Origin of the sequence: Antarcticibacterium sp. 1MA-6-2, assembly GCF_021535135.1 — a bacterium.
Taxonomy (GTDB): domain Bacteria; phylum Bacteroidota; class Bacteroidia; order Flavobacteriales; family Flavobacteriaceae; genus Gillisia.
On the sequence record NZ_CP091036.1, the window covers coordinates 4,045,561 to 4,067,787 of the forward strand.

Genomic DNA, 22,227 nt, shown 5'->3' on the forward strand with positions numbered 1-22,227 from the left:
GTCTTTCCAAAATTTGAGTAAAGAGAGGTATATCAGCTAATTATAAAATTGTAATATTGTACCAATGATACTTAAAGAAGCCCGCATATTAATCATTGATGACGACGTAGATGTGCTCACTGCACTTCGTTTATTACTTAAAAGTATGGTGAAGGAGGTGGTTGTGGAAAAGAATCCAAATCAAATACCTTCGCTGTTAGGCAACAACCAGTTTGATATAGTAATTCTCGACATGAATTTCAACGGATTGGTAAATACAGGGAATGAAGGGATCTTCTGGTTGAATAAAATTAAAAAACTAAGTCCCGGGGCAGATGTCATTCTTATTACTGCTTATGGAGATATTGATCTTGCTATAAGATCTTTAAAGGAAGGGGCATCAGATTTTTTAGTAAAGCCCTGGAATAATGAAAAGTTGATCAATTCTGTAAGAAATCTGGTTGAAAAGAAATCTTCCAAAAAAACACCAAAGAATCCAAAACTTTCAGAAGGAACAGCAATTGTTGGTGAAAGTGAGGTGATGGAGGACGTATTTGTAAAACTGAGGAAGGTAGCTCCTACAGATGCTAATATTCTTGTCCTGGGGGAGAACGGTACGGGTAAAGATCTGGTGGCAAAAGCTATTCATGAAAATTCCCTTAGAAAAAATAAACCCTTTGTAAAGGTAGACGTGGGGGCATTGACTTCTACTTTGTTTGAAAGTGAATTATTCGGTTATAAGAAAGGAGCTTTTACAGATGCCCGTGAGGACCGGAAAGGAAGGTTTGAAGCAGCGCAGGGTGGTACTCTTTTTCTGGATGAAATCGGGAATATTAGCCTGAGACAACAGGCGAGGCTACTTACAGTTCTTCAAAACCGTCACATTACACCTTTGGGATCCAATGAAATTATTCCTGTTGATATTAGACTTATATGTGCCACGAATCTGGGCCTCCCGGAGCTGGCAGATGAGAATAAGTTTAGAAAAGACCTAATCTACAGGATAAATACTGTGGATATTGTAGTGCCTCCCCTGCGCAGCAGGGGCAGTGATCTAATGCTTTTGACCAGGCATTTTCTACAGGTGTATGCTTCCAAGTATCAAAAAGGTCCTTTCCAAATTGAAAAAAGTTTTCAAAATAAGCTTAAGAGCCATTCTTTTCCCGGCAATGTTCGGGAACTTCAGTATGTACTTGAACGATCTGTAATTATGGCTGAAGGAGATGAACTTACAGATGAAGACCTGGTATTTTCAGCAATAGAAAATGCAGAGGAGATTTCTAAACCCGGTGATATGAAGTTGGGAACGATAGAGAAAAATACTATTCTCACCGTGATCAAAAAGAATAAAGGTAATATCTCTAAATCTGCACAAGAGTTAGGAATTACGAGGGCTGCACTTTATCGTAGACTGGAAAAATATGACTTATAAGTCCCACAGTGTTTTCTTACTGGCCAGGCTGCTTATTCTCCTACTATTCCTGGCACTCCTGGCATATTCTTTTATATCCACCCGGTACTACCTGGCGTTGGGAGCAGGTGTAGTTTGTTTTCTCACTTTTATGAATCTCCACAAATTCCTGGCAAGGAGGTTTACTGAGATTGATGACTTTTTTGAAGCGGTGAAATATCGGGATTTCTCGCGCAGATTCGTTGAAGACCTTGGCCCACGCGATATAAGAAATCTACATAAAGGATTTAATGAGGTTAACAAGGTGGTGCGTGAGATAAATGCGAAAAAGGAGGTGCAATATCTTTACCTTCAAAAGATCCTCGAAATGGTGGATATTGGTATAATAGCTTATAATTTAGACAATGGCCTCGTTCTTTGGGCAAATGATTCTATTAAAGAAACCCTTAACCTTCCTTCTTTTAAGAATATAAATTTCGTGGAGCGCCGTAAACCTGAACTGTACGAAGAAATATTTGAAACCTATTATTCTGAAGCTACTGCTGTAAGTATTTCAGTAAATAATGAAAGGCTGAAGGTCCTCATTTCAGATACCGTTTTTCATATTGATGAAGATGTCTACAAACTCATCGTTCTTCAGAATATAGATGAAACGCTGGACAGAAATGAATCTGAAGCCTGGAAAAAGCTTCTTAGTGTAATGACTCACGAAATAATGAACTCTATTGCACCTATTTCTTCCCTGGCTGATACTTTGCAGTCACAAATTAGATTATCTGCCGGAAATGCGAAGGAATATCCCCTGGATATGGAGGATATGGATGCTGGCATAAGCAGTATTAAAGCCCGCAGTGAGGGATTAATGAAATTTGCAAAGACGTATCGCAGTCTTAATAAAATTACTCATCTCAATCTTGAGAAGGTTTATGTGCGGGAGCTTTTCCAGAATATTCAGCATCTTATGCAACCCTCTATTAAGGACAAACATATAACTATTGAATTCCTGCAACAAAACCCCGATCTTCAAATTGAAATAGACAGTTATCTAATAGAACAGGTTTTAATTAACCTTATCCTGAATGCCATTGACGCATGTAGTCAAAACCCCGAGCCGCGGATAAAGGTAGTGGCTCTGCAGGATTACAATTTAAATCCTGTCATTAAGGTACAGGATAACGGTACAGGTATACCTAAGCAGAAATATTGGATAGCATATTTATTCCTTTTTTTACTACAAAGAAGAATGGTAGTGGAATCGGCCTAAGCCTGTGTAAGCAAATTATGATGCTACACAAAGGAAAGATCCAGATAACCAGTGAGGAGGATAAAGGCACAATAATGAGCCTCGTCTTTTAACTGACTGAATAACTAGGCTACCAGATCCGGATCTGCTGTAAATTTCATGCCAAAATGTTCTTCGAGCAGTTCATCAAATTGAGAGGAAGATAATATAGGTACTTCCTTTTTTTGTTGCCCATTGGTTATTGTAAGGCTTGTTGAGGTAAGGGTGATCCTTCCGGCTGAAGTAGCACGGGAACACAGCGGTTTTTTAGTAAAAGGAGCAAGTGGAGAGACCTGATGAAATTCACAGGTTTCGGCAAAATCCTGAAGATCTCTTTTCTTAAGGGTAAACTTGTACATTTTCTGGTAACTCTCATTATCCAGCGATTTTTCTAACAAAATCTCCTCGTTTGGCAATTGGGTAAGCCTGTAGTAGAATCCAAATTGAAATACAGGTTCGTCAAATTTAAGTTCCAGCGGCTCTAAAAACGCATCTCCAAAACCTACATCAACTAGGAAAAGCTGTTCGTCTATGGAAGTTATAATTGCCAAATGTCCAAAATTAGATCCAAAATCGTTCAGTGGTGGCACGAATACACTGCAGCCTATAAAGTAGTTGTCAAATCCTATTTCTTCTAATGCCTTTGCAAATAAACCATTTAATTCATAACAAAAGCCGCCTCTCTTCCTTTCCACAACTTTTGAATAAAATTTTTCCTGGTCAAGAACAATAGGAATTCGGTTTATCACATGAAAATTTTCAAATGGAACATTAAGAACGTGGGCACGGTGCAGGAAATTTAATGTTTCTATAGAAACCTCAGTTTTGCCCTTGTAATGAATGCGCTTAAGATAATGCTGGAGATCCATACCTGAAAAAGTTTTAAAAAGTCACCTGGAGATTATACAAGATTAAATCAAAAGTTTGGAAAACAGATATCTTGTTTCGAAAAAATTAACGGCTTATTTATAAAAATGATTGTACTTAATGAAGAACAAAAAAGATAACAATTAAGGCAATAGGGATCACTAATTTGTAAAATTAAATAGAAGTTTAGCAAAACATTAAAATTGTAAAATTTTCTCTCTTTTTTATGTCCATTATCTTTGTAATCCTCTATTAAACTAAATATTACGAACGAAAAAATATAACCTTTGTCTGCATTTCAAGCTCACTGTTGCACTTCTGCTAATCTTCTTCCTTATCATCTAAGAAGAATTGTCTTAACTTTTTTCCTGGGCGTGGTTTTTCTTTTGCCATGTGATTCATTTAGTCAGGTATTTAAAGATAAGGATCCCAATGTGGAAACTTCAGGCGACGCTTTTATAGTTCTTTTACTGACATCGGCAGTTGCCACCAGTTTAATTTTAAAGGATACAAAAGGAACCTGGCAGTTTACAAAAAGTTTTGTCCTCAACCTGGCCGTAACGGGGGCGGCAAAATATCTAATAAATAAGGAACGGCCGCTTGAAGGAGGAGATTATGCCTTTCCCTCGGGCCACACCTCTATCGCCTTTCAAAGTGCCTCCTTTTATCACAGGAGATACGGATTTAAGTATAGCATACCAGCCTACATCCTGGCAGGTTTTACGGGCTATAGTAGACTCAATGCCGCCCGGCACGACGGCTGGGACGTGTTGGCAGGAGCTGCTGTGGGGATAGGAAGCACCTGGTTTTTCACTACTCCTCTCGAGGAAAAACAAATCCAGGTAAGCTTTTCTGGTGACGATGACAGCTACTTACTAGGGCTGAGGTATACCTTTTAATGAATGAATTCCTTCCTCAGCAAAAGGTTGCCAACTAAATAATTTGAATACTTCTACTCAAGGTCACGGGGTATCTTTACTTCAGAAGAATAAATCCTGTAAAAATTAAAAAATTTCGGAATAGTAATAAGACGTGGAGAACTGAATTTTTCTGCAGAATTTGTTCTTATAGAAGCGGTTAATAAAGTCTTAATAAGTCAGTTCCGAACTGCTTTTAAGCATTCCGGGATATCTGTACATTGTTTAAATTATTTTTACTAAATATTTAAAGTTTTGGGGAATTTTAAATTTAGCTTACTTTTTACTGTATTACTCACTTTTTTGATAATCAATACAGAAAAAGCAAATGGACAGGTTTACCAGGAAATAGATGAATTTGCTGAAATAAGCAGAGATTTTCAGGAAATAACGGGAGTTCAACAGGATAACCTTGGGAATTTGTGGGTTTCTTCCAATACTCAAATTCTTAAATACAATTCTTCAGTTTCTGAAGTTTACAATCGTTTTAAAGGTATACCCAAAGAGGCAGGAAACATAAACACCATTTTTATTGATTCTAAAAATAGGATTTTTGCAGGTTCGGCTTCGGGATTATTGCTTTTCGATCATAAGGAAGGGAAGTTTTCCCCAATACCCTCCAAGAATGCTGCAGTTCAGCTTAAGCAATAGAAAAAATTACTGAAGACGAAGATGGCACAATTTGGCTGGGGGCCCAAAATGGAATATGGAATTATTCGGGAGAAAATCTTAGGCTTGTTACCTCTTTTCCGGCCGAACAAATAGTCAACGGATTACTTACCGTAAATAAGCAGGTGATTTTTGGAACTTCCAAAGGATTATTCAGCTTAAACAAGACCAGCAGCCATTACGATAAAATTCCCTTGCTGAATTATAAAGATCTTAAGGTGGAAAGTATTTTCTTCTCGGGAGAATTTTATCTCATTGGTACAACAGACGAAGGCTTATTTAGAGTAAGTGAAGATTTCACCAGGACTGAAAAAGTCTATTCCCTTCCCTATTCTTCTCAAAGTGTACCACTTTCAGCAATTACGAATGACAGATCGGGGAATTTTTATATCTCTACAAAGGGAGACGGCTTGATCGTGCTGGATGAAAATTTGAATCTCATCTCCCAGCACCGCCTGGAAAATGGTGATAATTCCTCACTTGCAGATAGTCACATAAAAGGTTTGTATGCAGATGATTTTAACACACTCTGGATCTATACAGATTTCGGCCAGTTACATTCCTTAAACATAAGACAGAAATATTTTGAATTTCTTAGGAATGATCCCCAAAAATATTCAAGCCTCGCTGACAATGTAACTTCAGCTATTGAAAAAGACAGTAATGGAAATATTTGGTTTGGAACGAGAGAGGGATTGAGTATTTGGAATATAAAAAATAATACCTGGCAGCATCTTAAGAATTTATCTTTTACACAAGCTCACAACGAGCCCGATGTTATAAAGGACCTGCACGCAAATGATATTCATATGTGGGTAGCCACTTATAATGATGGCTTATATAAAGTAAACATCAATACTTTTTTAAGGGCACATTATTCTACAGATGCAAAAACAAAAACAAGTCTGCAAAAGGTAAGTGCCGTAATAGTTGATTCCAATCAAAATGTATGGGCCGGGGGAGAAGAAGGTGGAATTATTAGAATAAGCCCCAGCAACGACATAGTCACTTATCCTGTTGAAAATATTGAAGCCCTGCATCAATTATCTTCAGGAAGCATTATTGCTGCCGGGAAAAATGGTGTCTATTCTTTAACTCCCGGAGGAAACGAGTTTGTGCCTATTTCTAAACTTCAGCCGGGATGGGATGACCTGCCTTATTTTACAATCAATTCAATAAGTGAAACGCCTTCCGGGGAAATTTTATTGGCTACTGAAGGTGCCGGAATTGTAATTTATGATCTGGAAAAAGATTCTTTTAAGAAGATCAACAGGAAAAATGGTTTGCCTTCAAACCGAATTCGGGGGCTCATTATGAATGGCAGGGATGAAGTGTGGGCCGGAACTTCCAGGGGTTTAATTTTCCTGGAGATGAAAGAAGATTCTGCTGTAAGAGTTTTTGATAAAGATGCTTAGGTCTTTTGAGTCCGGTTTTTACCCGCGGGAGTTATGCGAGATTAGATAGCCAGCTGGCATTTGGAACTTATCAGGGAGTTAGCATTTTTGATCCTGAAAAGATCAAGGCTTCAGAAGAAATTGCCCCTAAAGTTATTCTTGGTTCTATAGATTTAAATAGGAATCCAAACAAAAAATTTAATCCTGGAGAAGAGGCTGGAGTTGTAGAATTGGCACACAACGAAAATTCCCTTAATTTCAATTTTTATTCTACCTATCCCGGATTTAATAGCTCAATTGAATATTCCTGGCGGCTAGAAGGTTATGAAGAAGAATGGTCATTGGCATCAAATCAGGAAAGAGTTAGTTATGCAAACCTTGGCCCGGGAAATTATACTTTTCTTGTAAGAGCGAGAAAACCTGGAGGTAAATGGAGTGAGGTAGAAGAAGCTTCTTTTGAAATAGGCAGCCCATGGTGGATGTCACCGATAGCCTATGTTTTAGCAGGGATTATTCTGCTTGCACTATGCTTTATTCTCATCAGGGTCTTTAGGAAGAACAGGAGAAGATCACAAAAAACCAAAACATCTTATGTTCAAAACCTGAACCAGGAAATGGGAACATCTTTAACAGTTCTACTCGCTTCCTTAGATAGTATTGCAGAGGAAGAGGACGTGAAAAATAAATCCCGTTTACAAAGCATTATATATAGACTTCAGGAACTTCTGGAGCCTATCTTAAGTTCTAAATCAGCGGGAATAGTTAAAGGACATCCGCCAAAAATTGCTAAGATCAACCTACAGGAATATATAAAGGATCTTACGAAGGATCTTGATCCATTACTCAAACAAAAAGGTCTGGAGATTTACGTAAATGATCAATGGAGCAATGGTTATTTCTACAATGATAAATTTTTTCTTAATAAGATTTTCCTTACTATAATTTCGAATTCCATAACTTATTCTTTTGATGGTGGTAAGATCATCATCAACCTCATTCAAACCAACAGGGGAGATCTCAAAGTTCAAATTGCCGATAACGGGTTGGGACTACCACAGGAGGATCAAAAAATTATAAGAGATTACTTTGAGAATGCAAAAAACACTTTAGTTAAAGGGCACTCTCAACAACTCAACCTTTTATATGTAAAAGATTTTATAAGCAAAATTGGAGGAAGCATTGTTTTTGAAAGCAGTAAAGACCAGGGCACCACTTTTACAATAATTTTAAAGAATCATCAACTAGCGGAAACCAGCGAACCTGGGCCAGAGAAAAGATCGATCCAGGAAGAATCTCCTGAACAGGTTGCTCCTGTAAAACAAGTAGAGCAGGTAATTCATGAAGCATTGCCGCAACCAATGGACAACCTGGGGGTAAAGGTCCTTATTGCTGAGGATAATGATGAATTAAGGAAAATATTTATAGAATCTTTTAAAAGGTTAGGGGAGGTTTTTGAAGCCAAGCGAGGAATGGAGGCTTACCAAATAGCCACTACAATAAAACCTGCAATTATTATTGCGGACTTTGAAATGCCGGGAATGAATGGCCTCTCATTATTTAAAGCTTTGAACAAAGAAGGGGTTATAGGAAATTCTGCATTTTACCTGATGGTTACACCTGCCGAAAGAAATAAATTGCCCGGGGACATAGCAGAACAGGGGCTCTCGCTTATTTCTAAACCTTTAAATATTAATGCGCTCTTTCAGGTAATTCTTGATGACCTTCAGCAAGCTCAGTCCAGGCCTCATCAGAATCCCAGGTTAAGTGAACGCAACAGTATGATCCTTAAAGGTTCTCTGGATACTGAATTTGGCGGGCGGTTGGAAAAAATCATACTTCAAAACATTCAGAATCCTGCCTTTAATATAGAAGATTTAAGTGCAGCGATGGGACTAAGTCCTGCATCTTTACATTTTAAAATTCAGAATTCTGAAAGAATAAGTCCTCAGGACTTCGTGATGAGGACCAGACTAAAATACGCCCGCTCCCTAATAATTGATGGAAATTCTGACCTGGCAGATGTGGCAAGAAAAGCAGGATTTGCCAACAAGGATATATTCTTTACATCCTATAAAAAACATTTTGGGGTGATGCCGGGAACGATCATAGATAGATTTTAATTGGAGCCAATCTTATGGGTGATTTTTATCTGGTGTTAAAACCCGGATGCTCGTATGTACTAAAGTGTTTGCAGATTATAAATGTCATACTTCAAAAAATTACGCGAGCATAACTGCTGAAAATTTTATTTTTCATTTGTTAATCTACCCCCTGGAGAATTCCTGCCTTCAGGATATAAAGTTGGGTAATTCTATGGTTATGTATCCTAACTGCATCTTTTAATTAAACCTTATCAGTTTTTAATTTTTAATTACTTATTTTAATGATGAAATAATTTTGAACCCCTGATACTGCAATTTTAAAGATTTGTATGGAGAAACAATTACGCGATAATATTGACATAAGTCTACCTGTAAAAGTAAAATTTCATGTGCTCGAGGAAGTGCTTCGGGAAAGAATGGTTGGTGAAAATATACAGGTGGAAAAAGAAAATGGAGATGTTACTAAATATGCCAAAATTCTTGATGTTTCGCTGGGAAGGAGTATTGAGGAGGATTATGACCTTACTGTTGAGGTGCATTTTACCACTCTAACTTCCCTGTTTAAAAATACCAAAGGAAGCCTGCTTTTCCATGCAACCGTAGACTTTAAAGAACTGGAACAAAGGCTAAGAATTGGAGATTATAAAATCGTGGGAACAGGCAACAGTTGGTTTATGAATAAAACTCTGGAGACGGTTGCAAACTCTTTAATGTATGATAAGCTTAGGAATAAAATGTCGGTAGATTTTCGTTCTCATATTGCTCCGCAACTTGAAAAGCTGAACGAAAAGCTGGGAAATACCATGGAAGTGGCAAATGGTGTTAAGCTTTCAGGTAACCTGAAGCAGGCCAGGATTTGTAATATTATTATAGGAAACAATGAGCTTCTTGTCCTGGTGCATATTGAGGGAGGTACAGGTGTGGAAATTACCAATATCGATATTTAATTTAAAACACTGAAACAATTTGAAAAGATCATAAATAAAAAAGGGATTTAGTTTTTGCTAAATCCCTTTCCTGTTGTATTAAAAAATTACTATTCTTTCTGAGGTTCTTCTCCCTCGGCAGTTTGATCCATAGCTTTATTTTTAATATTTTCAAGGTCACTCATCATACTATCGTGCTCATCACGCATGTTACTTTGGTCACTTTGAATTTGCTCGTGATTACTTCTCATAGCTGCAATTTGAGATTCCATTTCAGCAGTAGAAAGTTCTCCAAAGTTGCTCCTTAATTCCTCGTGTCCTTTTAGAAGTTCATCGTGTTTTGCAAGTTGTGCTTCGTGTGCTTTTAAAGTAACTTCATATTCAGCCAAAGTTTCCAACCAGGTGGAATCTTCCAGTTCCTGACCTTGTAGTTGTTGTGCCAGGTTTTGGTGTTCCGTCTTCATTTGCTCGTGCTTGGTCTGGAATTCCTGATGCAACTGACTTATAGAATCAGTTTCTTTTTGAAGTTTATCAAACTCTTCAGATAAATTTTTACTGTCGTCATTACAACTGGTAAAAGCCATTGCGACAACAGCCAGAATTAAAAAAATATTTTTCATATTAGTTAGTTTTTAATATTTATAACTGGGAAAGTACAAAATTGGCTGGTATTTATTTATAATATTGTGTTAAAGGAGGGAAAGTACTAATTATTAAGATGCAGAAATTAAGTTAGCAAAACTGCTTCGAGGTTTGAAATACTTATTAGTAGGAATTATCTGGCTTCCTTAAATCTCTGTTTTATTTTAAAGGAGCAGGAATATTCGGGCTAAAGATCTTTTATAAAATATTCGCCGGATATTTAATGGTCATCTCTAATAATATCAATTAAATTTTCAGTTCCCTTTTAAAAAATTCCGGAGGGAGGAGTGTAGAAATATGAATTTGAAAATTAAAATAAAACCTGGTGGAGGTAAAAGATCATCTGTATTTACTTCTCCTGTTGGTACTTTCTTACAAGTTTATTTAAATTAGCGGCAAACTAAATTAAAATAAATGAAGAAATATTTTGAACTGAGTCTTATTATGGGACTCATGTTGATCTTTCCGCAAACGCAGGCACAAGAAGTAGCTCCTTCGAATCAGGCGGATTTTGACCAATTTACAAACAGGCAGGGAACAGCTTTTCGTACAGCTTCGGGTAAACCTGGATATGCTTACTGGCAAAATTCAGCCGATTATAATATTGAGGCAAGCCTGAATGACGTGGAACATACTATTACAGGAAAGGTCACAGTCACCTACACAAATAACAGTCCGCAGGAACTGGAATTCATTTGGATGTATCTGGAACAAAACCGGTTCAGGGAAAATTCCCGTGGTACTTTAACCACACCTGTCCAGGGTAATCGTTATAATGGAGATGTGGATGGAGGATATACCATTAGCAATCTTCAGGCAAAGGTAAAACGCAGCACTTCTACAAAACATCTTATAGATGATACAAGGATGCAGGTGTTTTTTGACGAACCTCTTGCAGCAAACGGTGGAAAAGCTACTATTTCTATGGATTTCCAGTACAGAATTCCTGTGGATGGAATGGATAGAATGGGACGTTTGGAAGTAGAAGATGGAACCATATACGCAATGGCTCAATGGTTTCCTCAGGTGGCGGTTTTTGATGATATAATAGGCTGGAATGTGGAGCCCTATTTAGGAGCAGGAGAGTTTTATTATGATTATGGTAATTTTGATTATAAAATTACTGCACCTTTTGATCATATTATTGTTGGCTCCGGCGAATTGGTAAATCCAAATCAGGTATTATCCAAAACCTTAAGAGAAAGACTGGAGCAGGCAAAAAAGAGCGATACTACGGTTTATTTACTTAAGCCTGAAGAAGTCAATGATATGTCTTTAAGAGCAAAACAGGAGGGGACACTTACCTGGCACTTCAGGATCGAAAATTCGAGAGACGTAGCCTTTGGATCTTCAAAAGCTTTTATCTGGGATGCAGCAAAAATCGATTTGCCAAGTGGTCGTAAAGCCCTGGCACAATCTGCTTACCCAAAGGAAAGTATGGGTGAAGAAGCCTGGGGCCGCTCTACCGAATATTCAAAAGCATCTATAGAACATTATTCTACCAAATGGTTTGAGTATCCTTACCCGGTAGCCACTAATGTTGCTGCAGAAATAGGAGGAATGGAATATCCCGGTTTAAATTTTTGTAGCTGGAGAAGTAAGGGAGCGTCCCTATGGGGAGTAACAGATCATGAGTTTGGGCACAATTGGTTTCCTATGATCGTGGGTACTAACGAACGCCGATATGCCTGGATGGATGAAGGCTTTAATACCTTTATTAACCACTATAGCACCCTGGAATTTAATAATGGAGAATACCCTTCAAGATTGAACAGGACGAGAAATTCAATTAGCTGGTTTCTTAACCCTAACAGGGAAGGTATAGATACTTATCCCGATGTTGCGAATTTGAGTAACCTGGGAATGATAGCCTACTACAAACCTGCAATAGGCTTATTCCTTTTACGGGAATATATTCTTGGACCGGAGAGGTTCGACAATGCCTTTAGATCCTATATAAAGACCTGGGCGTATAAACATCCACAACCCAATGATTTTTTTAATCATATGGAAAATGTTGGAGGTGAAAATCTTGACTGGTTCTGGAAAGGATGGTTTTACGGCACCGGGAATATAGATATCTCTTTGGATGGAGTACAATCTTACCAGGGAAATTATGTGGTCACTCTCTCAAACAAAGGGGACATCCCAATGCTTAGAGCTAAAAATCACCTATGCAGATGGTAGTACAGAAACTCAAAGACTCCCCGTAGAAATATGGCAGCGTGGGGATTCCTGGAATCATCTTTTAAGAACAGACAGGGAAGTGAAAAGCATAGAACTTGATCCTGATAAGGTTCTTCCAGATGTAAATTTTTCTAATGATGCCTGGCCTTCCAATTTTTACAAACAGGATTAATTAAAACTAAAATTATACTATTAAAATTCCGGCTGTACTTAAGCCGGAATTTTTTTATAGCATAAAATTTTTCATCCTCCAGCGTAACAAATTATATACTTTTACGTCTTTTCATAAACCTTAGTTATGCGCAGCCTTTTATTTCTTACAACCTTATTAATTCTTCCATTATATCACCTAAAAGCACAGGAAATCACCGCAGTTGTGGTAGACGCTCATACAAGGCAACCAATTCCTTATGCAACAGTACAGTATGCTGCCAACAAAGGGGTAATCACCAATGATGAAGGGCGATTTACCTTACAGGTACAGCTAAAGGATGAGGATAGTTTGGTTATTTCTTCTATGGGATTTGAAACACTGGGGTTTCCAGTTAAAGATTTAAAGGATGAGACTGTTTATCTTAAATCCTCAAACATTGAACTTAAGGATGTATTTCTTACAAATAAGAATTTAAAGGGAAAGGAGATCATAGAGAAGGTAAAACAGAATGTTGAGCAGAATTACAATTTTGATCTCACACATAAACGGTTTTTCTTTAGAGAATCCCAGGTCAACAATATTAAGAGGTTTGATCTCTTAGTGGATAAAAGTACGTTTCCCGATCTTGATCAGGCTCTTATGACAGGCATCTCCCAAAAAGTTCCCAGATATTCTGATTCTTATAAGGAAGTACTTGGAGATATTTACGGAAATTACGATAACCAGAAATTACAGGTAGTAAAAGCGGCTAATCTTCATAACCCTCAAAGCACCACTGGATTAACTGAACTAACAGATAAACTGGAGCGAATCTTTAAAGACAACATCAAAAGCAATTCCTTTCTTAAAATAAAGTCAGGAATCATTGGAGTAAAAGTTGATGCTGAAGAGCTGACACAGGAAATGGAAGAGGAAAAAGAAGTTGCCAAAACTTCAGTAGAAAAAACTCCTGAACAAAAAGAAAAAGAATTTGCAGAAAGACAAAAGAACCTTGCCAGCTCTACTACTCTAAAAATAGGTAAATTAATGAAGTCCACGTTCTGGAATGAAGACATTACTCTTGATGTCTTTGAAAAACCAGGAAGGTATAAATTTGAGGTTGAAGGTTATGCACAAATGGACAATTTTATAGTATATGTCATTTCCTTCACACCAAAATGGAGAGGAGATTTTGAAGGGAAGATCTATGTAAATACTATGGATTACGGTGTTCACAGGCTTGATTATCATAATATAAAACCTATAAAAAGTTTCAAATTGTTTGGGATTAGCGCCAGCGAGGATGTATACCGCGGTAAAATGATCTTTTCAAGGGCAGAGGAGGGACAGTACGATCCAAAGTACCTGGAATTTGAAAGGGGAGACAGTTTTGGTATTGACAGGCCCCTTACAATAATTGAGAAAAATAAGTTTGTAAAAGGGAAGCGCAGGCAAAATGAGCTTGATCTTGATATAAAAATTAATGCGGGAGACGTAAGAAAATATCAACTGGTTGTTTATGAGAGTAGCCCAATAGGGGAAGATGTTTTTAAAGAATTTACCAGTACCAATTCATTTGAATACGAAACCTTTAAAGTGTACAATTCAGAATTTTGGAAAGGATATAATATTATAGAACCTAACGCTGCAATTAAAGCTTTTACAGCTCTTGATGAGGACCAGATCTACTAATAACTATTACAACATATTAAAAGCGGGAAGAGATTTCCGCTTTTTTAATTTCTGAAAGTAGTTTCTTTTCTAAACATATTGTACTTTTTGATCATCTCAGTAGTTTCTTTCGGCAGCATATTTTCCCAGCCCGGCTTATCTTCAGAGATCATTTTGTAAACTTCTCTTGAATATATATCCAGGATTTCCGGGTCGTAATCTATTATATCTACCACTCTTCCATTGTCGATGAAAAATTTGTACAATTCCTTCATTCGGGGATGAACTTTTAAATTCTGGCTGTTTGTAATCTCCCCGGTTTCTTTGTCCTTTAGAGGATATAAATATATTTTTAAGTCCCGGAAGAAAAGCTTTCCAAAGGCTTCAAGAATTCCTCCACTAAGATGGCGGTAATACTTTTCATCAAAAATTTCGATAAAAGTATTTACCCCCATGGTGAGACCCATTCTCTCCTTTGTATGTTGGGAGAAATATTCCACTACTTTATAGTATTCCTGGAAGTTGGAGATCATTACCGTTTGCCCAAGGGAACATAATAATTCTGCACGGGCCATAAAGTCCCGCTCGTCAATTTCCCCTTCAGATTTTAAATTAGAAAGCGTAATCTCGAAAATTACTACTGTTTTCTCGCTATCTACTTTTTTCTCTTTAAGGAAAAGCTCGAGCGACTTTTCATACATACTCATGTTTACCCTGGTAACAGGCCTAAAACTACCCCTAAGCGTCAAAATGTTCTTTTTGTAAAGGATACTTGCGGGTAAAACCATGTGCCCATCGGGAGCAAACATTACGGCCTGGGTCATTTCATTTTTTACCAGTTGAAGACTCATAAGGCGGTTGTCTACTTCTTCAAATAAGGGTCCCGTAAAGTTTATGGTATCAATTTCTATTTTGTCCTTATTTATGTGGTCGTATAAAGATTTTAGCAATTCCCGGGGTTGGTCATATTTATAAAAAGCTCCATAAATAAGATTTACTCCCATGATCCCAAGGGTAATTTGCTGCAGGGCTGCATTTGTTTCGTGAAACTGAACGTGAATGATGATCTCACTGTATTCTTCTTCAGGATTAACCTGAAATCTTATTCCCAGCCATCCGTGTCCTTTATATTTTTTTGCAAAATCTATGGTCGCTACAGTGTTAGCATAACTAAAGAAAAGTTTATTAGGATGCTTTTTTCTGGAAAGGCGCTGCTCAATAAGAGTGGTCTCATATTTCAACATGCTTTTTAGCCTTGCCTCGGTCACATATCTTCCCTGAGGTTCGAGGCCGTAAATAGCATCGCTGAAGTCTTTATCGTAGGCACTCATGGTTTTTGCGATGGTTCCCGAAGCACCACCAGCCCTAAAAAAATTCCGAACGGTTTCCTGGCTTAGCTCCAATTTCAGCAAAAGTTCCGTAGATGTTTTCATTGAAGTTAACTCGAAGAGCCTTGTTCTTTACCGATAATTCACTGGCAAAGTCTTTGTCTCCATTAATCCTTTCGGGCATAGTTGTAAATTTAAGTCCTTCCTGAAAGATAAAAATTTTGTAAGTTTTTTCCTTTACTGGAAAGATGTATTAAACAAAATTTAGTAAAATTTAACTTCAGGAGCATATATTTGAAAGGAGGAGGACAATAGTAACCCTAACAATTTCAATAAAGCCTTAGGAAGGCGAATTCAAATAAAATATCTTTGTAAAAATATTTACTGTTATGGCACATAAAGCTGGTTTTGTAAACATCATAGGAAATCCAAACGTTGGAAAATCTACTTTAATGAACGCTTTTGTAGGTGAAAAACTTTCAATTATAACTTCTAAAGCACAAACCACCCGCCATAGGATCCTTGGAATTGTGAATGGAGATGATTTCCAGGTGATCCTTAGTGACACTCCCGGGATTATTAAGCCCGCCTATGATCTTCAGCAATCTATGATGGATTTTGTTAAGTCTGCCTTTGAGGATGCTGATATCCTGATCTATATGGTGGAGATTGGGGAGAAGGAATTGAAGGACGAGGCTTTTTTTAATAAAATTATTAATTCCAGTATTCCGGTTTTATTACTGCTGAATAAAATAGATACCTCTAATCAGGAGCAACTGGAGGAGCAGGTAGCACTTTGGAAGGACAAAGTCCCTAATGCTGAAATTTATCCAATTTCGGCTTTGCAGGGCTTTAATGTGCCTGAAGTTTTCCAGAGGATCGTAGATCTTCTTCCGGAATCTCCGGCATTTTATCCAAAAGACACCCTAACCGACAAACCGGAGCGTTTCTTTGTGAATGAAATTATTCGCGAAAAGATATTGGTGCATTACAAAAAAGAAATACCTTATAGTGTAGAAATAGACACTGAAGAGTTTTTTGAGGAGGAAGAGATCATCCGTATGCGCAGCATCATTATGGTAGAGCGTGAAACTCAAAAAGGTATTATCATTGGCCACAAAGGGGCTGCTTTAAAAAGGGTAGGAGTAGAAGCCAGAAAAGATCTGGAAGCTTTCTTTGGAAAACAGGTACATCTTGAACTCTATGTAAAAGTCAACAAGAACTGGAGAAACGATCCAAGACAATTGAAAAGATTCGGGTATAATAGTTAAGTTAGAAGTCGGAAATCGGAAATCGGAAGTCGGAAGTTAGAAGTCGGAAGTCGGAAGTACGAAGTTCAAGTAAAAGGATAATAGTTTTAATAAACAAAACCAAGATTAATTATTGGAATTTGAAACCAGAAACCAGAAACTTTTAAACCTTAAACCTTAAACCTTAAACCTTAAACCTTAAACTTTGAACCTTAAACTTTGAACCTGGAACCTTGAACCTATTTTACCTTTCCTCCCCCAGAGATAGCAATTCTTCCAGGTACTGCTTAGCTATTTGAAAGTCTCGGAATTTTATGCTGTCCTCCCAGTTTATCGTTTTTCTTCAACCAGTCGTAAAAAAGCTTTTCCCTTGCCTGGTGAATAACAGGCATGTTGAGGGTCATATTATTAAACCGTTTGGCTTCATAATCGCTATTTATTTCCTGTAGTGCGAGATCAAGTTGTAGTTTAAAATTTTCTAGATCCTTTGGCGGGGTTTTAAACTCTACAATCCATTCGTGAGCACCTTTTTCTTTTCCTTCCATAAAAATAGGAGCTACTGTATAGTCTACTATTTCACAACTTTCAAGGAGTGATGCTTTCTTGAGGGCATTCTCGGCATTTTCTATTATAAGTTCTTCCCCAAAAACATTGATGTGATGCTTGGTACGTCCTGAAACTTTTATCCGGTAGGGACTTGTGGAAGTAAACCTTACAGTATCGCCAATCCTGTATCGCCATAATCCTGCATTGGTAGTGATAATAACTGCGTAATTAACACCTGTCTCTACTTCGCTCAAAGGAATTACTTTTTGTCCCGGGCTATTATAGGTATCCATGGGAATAAATTCATAGAAGATACCATAGTCAAGCAAAAGCAACATTTCTTTAGAGTCATTCTGGTCCTGGCAGGCAAAAAAACCTTCAGAGGCATTGTAGATCTCATAGAACCTAAAATCTTCTTTCGGAAGGATCTTCTGGTATTGCGGTGCATAGGGATCAAAACTAACTCCCCCGTGAAAATATACTTCAAGATTAGGCCACACCTGAAACAAATTCTCTTTGCCTGTAGTTTCCAGAACATTGTTCAGTAAAACAAGCATCCATGAGGGTACTCCCGCCAGACTTGTCACTTTTTCCTGAATAGTTTCGTCTACAATTGCCTGCATTTTCACTTCCCAATCGTTCATTAATGAAACTTCGTTGCTGGGAGTACTGCTGAATTCTGCCCAAAATGGCATATTATCAATAAGTATTGCTGAAAGATCCCCATAAGAGGTGCCGTTGTTTTTATAGATCTCCTTACTACCCCCTAACCTGAGGCTCTTCCCCGTGAACATCTGAGATTGCGGATTATTATTTAAGTACATACAAAGCATATCCTTTCCTGCAGCATAATGACAATCCTCAAGAGAGTCATCACTCACCGGAATGAATTTACTTTTTGCACTGGTTGTTCCACTGGATTTGGCAAACCATTTTATAGGAGTGGGCCAAAAGATATTATTTTCCCCCAGTCGGCTGCGTTCAATATCATGTTTATAATCTTCATAATCCTGTACGGGAACTCTTTCAGCAAATGTTCTGTAGTTTTTAATTTCAGAAAAATTGTATTTTCTGCCAACCTCTGTATTTTTTGCTTTGGAAATAAGATTTTTCAGAAGCTCATTTTGAACTTCATGCGGATATTTAATAAACAGCTCCATTTGATGGATACGCTTCTTAAGAAACCAGGAAGCAATGGAGTTAACTAATGGGATTGGCATTTTTATTTTTTATCTTTAGGCGGCGGAAAAAAAGCTTCAGTAATAAGTAATCCTGGCTAAATTTATAACTAATCCTGAAGCCTGCAAAAATTAGATTTCAGCAAAATAAGTAAAAAATATATGAGGTACGAAGGAATGCTCACCAAAATGAAAACAGAATTAGAAGATACGGTGCAGTATTATCTCATCTTTGAATTAGATTTTATTCACGTGAATCAAATTCTTGATAAAAGATTAAGCATAAATTTCCTCAATTTTCGGTGTGTTCACTGTAATGGACAAAAAAAGGTATTCGCTCAGGGTCACTGTTATCAATGTTTTAGTACTTTACCACAAACCGGGGAATGGATTAGAAGTCCCGAGATGAGTAAGGCCCATTTAGGAATAGCAGACAGGGACCTGGAATACGAAATGGAAGCTCAGTTACAGCCCCATATTGTCTATTTAGCCAATTCCAGTGACGTAAAAGTGGGAGTAACCCGTAAAACCCAAATTCCTACCAGATGGATTGACCAGGGGGCGCATGAGGCTATTGAAATTGTTGAAGTTCCAAACAGATATCTCGCAGGAATTACCGAGGTAGCTTTGAAGAAACATGTTTCTGACAAAACCAACTGGCGAAGAATGCTTACAAATGATATTAAAGATCTCAACCTGGAAGAGGAGCGGGAAAAACTAAAAGAATATATTCCTGCAGAAGCAAAGGATTACTATCTTGAGAATAACAAAGAAACTGAAATCCGGTTTCCTGTACTTCAGTTTCCAAAGAAAGTAAAGACTTTGAATCTCACAAAAGCTCCATATTATGAAGGAGTGCTTAAGGGAATAAAAGGGCAATATTTAATATTTGAAGACGGTACTGCTTTTAATGTTCGTGCCCATGAAGGTTATGTGGTTGAACTGGAGGTAAAGTAATGGTTTAAAAACTATTGTCTCTATAAAACAAACACCCGACAGTATTTAAATTGTCGGGTGTTTTATTTACAGTTTTTCAGCTTTAATTATTCATTCGGGTAGTATCCTGTGCTTTTTTCTTACCTCCTAAGAGTCCGTTCAAAATAGACGTTGCAGCATCCTTCACCTGAGTTTCAGTTTTTTGAGTTACAGGGGGAGTTTTTGTTTGCAAAGTGTCTCTTCGTGCTGTCGTATCAGCCGGATTTTGTTTTTGTCCCTGCCTGTTCAATATACCCCCAAGAATATCCCTGGCAGCATCGGTTCCTTTTTCTTTTAGATTCTCCTTTTGTTTTTCAACAATTCTCTGGGTTAGGCTGCTTACTGCCTGCTCCATATTTATATTTATTTGAGGGTTTTGAAACTGCCCTTTTAAACCAATAGGAAGAGCTACTACCATATTTTTGATATCCTCACCGCTTAATTTGCCCAATGCGCTACCAATCTGGCTGCCTAACATTTGTGCAGGGACATCCAGGGTAAGATTGTAGTTCATGGACATATCAAAGCTGTGACCTCCAGCTACATTTACATTTATACCTTTTACATTAAAATCAAATGGTTGCACTAATACTGCCCCATCTTTAAAGGTTACATAGCCCTTGAGGTTATCTAAATTAATATCATTGAGGTCAATAAAATTTAGTTGCTCGTCCAGCCTGGAAAGTAAAGCCAGCTGCTCAGGTTTTACTTCGGCAGTAAGAATTTGAGCAAAGGCATCTCCAGCAATGCTCGTTAACAAGGGAGTAAGATCTTTATTTAAATCCCCTTTCAGGTTTAACTGTGTCTGCAATTTTCCTTCAAGAGCGGTAGCTATAGGCGCCAGGCCTTTTAGCAGGTCCAGTCCTGTAAAAGACTTGGCAATATCCATTGCGTTAAGGTCCAGCTTCATATCAAAGGTGGGTACGGCTCCTTGTGTGGAGACATTTCCGTTAAGACCGATATTTCCGTCGAAGATATTGGCACTTATCCCCTTTAAAGTTGCTGTTTCGTTTTGGATAAGCAAAGTTCCTTTTGCATTATTTAAAACGAGATCATCATATAAAACTTTTTTGACGGCGAAATCCAGCTGTGCATCAAGAAATGATGGAATTTTTACTGCCTCTGTAGGTGTGGCGGTTGTATTTGGTTCAGTGGGAGTTTCTTCCGGAGTGGTTCCTTCTTCTACAGGAGCTTCAGCAACCATAAAGTCATTTACAGAGAAAGTATTGGAATTCACATTAAATGAACCTTTTAAGCTTTGATCCTTAAATAGAAAACCCATCAAATTCTCAATATTTCCTGTAGCCTGAAGATCAGATTGCCCTGTAGTAAGAATGAGTTGAGGTACCCTTACATTCCCCTGATTAAAATTTAAATCGGCATTTGCAATTTTTACTTCATTGGGAATTTCAGGAGAGCTGTAGCTAAAATCTTTAATATTGGCGGTACCACTGCTGTTTACATTTTCGTAACGCTCCTGCTCAATAGAATTCATGTCAAAACTCGTGGTGACATCGGCAGTAAGTATACCGTTCAGCTCCTGTTCTAATTCAAGAGGATAGGCCTTTTCAATATTGGCAAGATTAATTGTTCCTTTTAAAGCCATATCCACGAGCATGTTACCAGTTAGGTTTTTTACGCTTCCATTGGCAGCAAAAACATCTCTGTCAATTCTAAAGGTGACATTTTCAAAGGTCATATAAGTGTCATCTGCCAGGCCTGTAGTATTAAGTATTCTTAGATCCAGGTTTATGTCTTCAACACTTTTTGGGAGATCGGGGTATTTAAAAGATGCGTTGTTAGAAGTTACACTTACATCGAGTTTAGGGATATGCAATTCGTCTACAATTCCCTTGATCATCCCATTCACCACAAAATCTCCACTTGTTTGAACGTTTTCAATATTCTTTGCGTATTCCTCGGGAATGACAGCCAGGAAATTTTTAAAGTCAGATGAAGGTGTTTTAAAAGTGAGGTCAATTTCATTATTATTCTCATTTACCTGCACATATCCATCAAATTTGAGAGGTAACTGGTTGATCATTGCCTGGTTCTCCAGAAAGGTATAGCGCATATTTTCAAGATCCATTTGAATAACCGCATCCAGTGCGACTTTATTCCTTCTCAAAAAGTTTGTTCCATCAAGATCAAAAGTGACAAATGATCTGGTTTTGGTTTCCAGTTTGGACTGGTCCAGGGAGAAGTCTCCTGTTCCCTGGTGGTTCAAATCTTCCAGCAAAAGAGAAAGTTTTTGCCCCTCATCTAAATATTTTAATCTGGAATTGTTTATCTCATAATGCTCGAGGTCAAGACTAAAGGCGGTTGCAGCAGTATCCGTGGCAGTAGCCGTGGTGTCTTCAATAGCGATGTCGTAATTGGCGTTTCCAAGAGAGTCTACTTTAATGTTAACATAGGCATTATTTAGAATAAGCTGGTCAATTTTTTTGGGTTGATCACTCCCTTTAAAAAGTTCTTTAATAGACATTTCCAGGATCGTCTCTTCGCTAATTGCTAAGGTGTCACCTTCAAAAGGAGCTTTATTTATTACACTTAGATCACTTAGTACCAGAGTAGCCTGTGGAAAGCTTCTAAAAAAGGACAAATCGAGGTCACTAAATTCCACAGTGGCGTTAACATTTTCGTTTATGGTCTTCTTAAGCAGGTCTTTTAATTGAGATTCAAAGACAAAAGGTGCTGCTATCAAAACAACGATAAGCACCAGAAGAATTATTCCAACTATTTTAAAAGCTTTTTTCATTGTCATTATTAT

The 22,227-nt window shown here is 37.7% G+C and carries 14 protein-coding genes and 3 pseudogenes; 12 read left to right on the forward strand and 5 right to left on the reverse strand.

The features are described from left to right. The first annotated feature begins 64 nt into the window (after positions 1–64). From LZ575_RS20450 to LZ575_RS24055, 3 genes are read left to right on the forward strand one after another with little or no spacing between them, the layout of a single operon-like run. Positions 65–1,411: a sigma-54 dependent transcriptional regulator gene (locus LZ575_RS20450; RefSeq protein WP_235326957.1), complete on the forward strand. Its 1,347-nt coding sequence runs from the start codon at positions 65–67 to the stop codon at positions 1,409–1,411. Further along, the gene (locus LZ575_RS20455; RefSeq protein WP_311195881.1) at positions 1,401–2,654 is read left to right on the forward strand and encodes a HAMP domain-containing sensor histidine kinase; all 1,254 of its coding nucleotides are present in this window, start codon (positions 1,401–1,403) and stop codon (positions 2,652–2,654) included. Before LZ575_RS20450 ends, LZ575_RS20455 begins: the two co-directional genes overlap by 11 nt. Then, positions 2,594–2,746, forward strand: coding sequence for an ATP-binding protein (locus LZ575_RS24055; RefSeq protein ID WP_311195882.1), 153 nt, complete (start codon positions 2,594–2,596; stop codon positions 2,744–2,746). Before LZ575_RS20455 ends, LZ575_RS24055 begins: the two co-directional genes overlap by 61 nt. Positions 2,747–2,758: 12 nt before the next feature. Here LZ575_RS24055 and LZ575_RS20460 read toward each other — a convergent pair whose 3' ends face one another. Next, positions 2,759–3,541, reverse strand: a complete 783-nt coding sequence (locus LZ575_RS20460) for an arylamine N-acetyltransferase (protein WP_235326959.1) — start codon at positions 3,539–3,541, stop codon at positions 2,759–2,761. 285 nt (positions 3,542–3,826) lie between these two features. Here LZ575_RS20460 and LZ575_RS20465 point away from each other — a divergent pair, with 285 nt between their 5' ends. From LZ575_RS20465 to LZ575_RS20485, 5 genes are all read left to right on the forward strand, one after another. Continuing rightward, complete coding sequence (locus LZ575_RS20465; protein WP_235326961.1) at positions 3,827–4,438, forward strand: phosphatase PAP2 family protein; 612 nt, start codon at positions 3,827–3,829, stop codon at positions 4,436–4,438. Between the two features lie 273 nt (positions 4,439–4,711). Beyond that, the gene (locus LZ575_RS20470; RefSeq protein WP_235326963.1) at positions 4,712–5,107 is read left to right on the forward strand and encodes a hypothetical protein; all 396 of its coding nucleotides are present in this window, start codon (positions 4,712–4,714) and stop codon (positions 5,105–5,107) included. Between the two features lie 143 nt (positions 5,108–5,250). Next, the gene (locus LZ575_RS20475) at positions 5,251–6,540 is read left to right on the forward strand and encodes a two-component regulator propeller domain-containing protein (RefSeq protein ID WP_235326965.1); all 1,290 of its coding nucleotides are present in this window, start codon (positions 5,251–5,253) and stop codon (positions 6,538–6,540) included. A 5-nt stretch (positions 6,541–6,545) separates the two neighbouring features. Further along, positions 6,546–8,639: a triple tyrosine motif-containing protein gene (locus LZ575_RS20480; RefSeq protein ID WP_235326967.1), complete on the forward strand. Its 2,094-nt coding sequence runs from the start codon at positions 6,546–6,548 to the stop codon at positions 8,637–8,639. A gap of 311 nt (positions 8,640–8,950) precedes the next feature. Beyond that, complete coding sequence (locus LZ575_RS20485; protein ID WP_235326969.1) at positions 8,951–9,568, forward strand: DUF4403 family protein; 618 nt, start codon at positions 8,951–8,953, stop codon at positions 9,566–9,568. A gap of 89 nt (positions 9,569–9,657) precedes the next feature. Here the strand turns inward: LZ575_RS20485 and LZ575_RS20490 are convergent, their stop codons facing one another. Next, the gene (locus LZ575_RS20490) at positions 9,658–10,167 is read right to left on the reverse strand and encodes a hypothetical protein (RefSeq protein WP_235326971.1); all 510 of its coding nucleotides are present in this window, start codon (positions 10,165–10,167) and stop codon (positions 9,658–9,660) included. A 436-nt stretch (positions 10,168–10,603) separates the two neighbouring features. Here LZ575_RS20490 and LZ575_RS20495 point away from each other — a divergent pair. Continuing rightward, positions 10,604–12,548 (forward strand): annotated as a pseudogene (locus tag LZ575_RS20495) (M1 family metallopeptidase). Between the two features lie 126 nt (positions 12,549–12,674). Further along, on the forward strand, positions 12,675–14,201 hold the full coding sequence (locus tag LZ575_RS20500) for a carboxypeptidase-like regulatory domain-containing protein (protein ID WP_235326973.1): 1,527 nt from the start codon (positions 12,675–12,677) through the stop codon (positions 14,199–14,201). Between the two features lie 44 nt (positions 14,202–14,245). On the opposite strand, the pseudogene LZ575_RS20505 reads toward LZ575_RS20500, so the two are convergent. After that, a pseudogene (locus LZ575_RS20505) lies at positions 14,246–15,692 on the reverse strand (TonB-dependent receptor). A gap of 205 nt (positions 15,693–15,897) precedes the next feature. Between LZ575_RS20505 and era the strand changes: the two are divergent. Then, positions 15,898–16,779 carry a GTPase Era gene (gene era, locus LZ575_RS20510; RefSeq protein ID WP_235326975.1) on the forward strand — a complete coding sequence of 294 codons (882 nt, stop codon included), beginning with the start codon at positions 15,898–15,900 and terminating at the stop codon, positions 16,777–16,779. Between the two features lie 223 nt (positions 16,780–17,002). On the opposite strand, the pseudogene LZ575_RS20515 reads toward era, so the two are convergent. Continuing rightward, positions 17,003–18,524: pseudogene (locus tag LZ575_RS20515) on the reverse strand (GH3 auxin-responsive promoter family protein). Between the two features lie 120 nt (positions 18,525–18,644). Between LZ575_RS20515 and LZ575_RS20520 the strand changes: the two are divergent. Next, positions 18,645–19,439 carry a DUF2797 domain-containing protein gene (locus tag LZ575_RS20520; RefSeq protein WP_235326977.1) on the forward strand — a complete coding sequence of 265 codons (795 nt, stop codon included), beginning with the start codon at positions 18,645–18,647 and terminating at the stop codon, positions 19,437–19,439. A gap of 82 nt (positions 19,440–19,521) precedes the next feature. Here LZ575_RS20520 and LZ575_RS20525 read toward each other — a convergent pair whose 3' ends face one another. Continuing rightward, complete coding sequence (locus tag LZ575_RS20525; protein WP_235326979.1) at positions 19,522–22,215, reverse strand: AsmA-like C-terminal region-containing protein; 2,694 nt, start codon at positions 22,213–22,215, stop codon at positions 19,522–19,524. Positions 22,216–22,227: the final 12 nt, after the last annotated feature.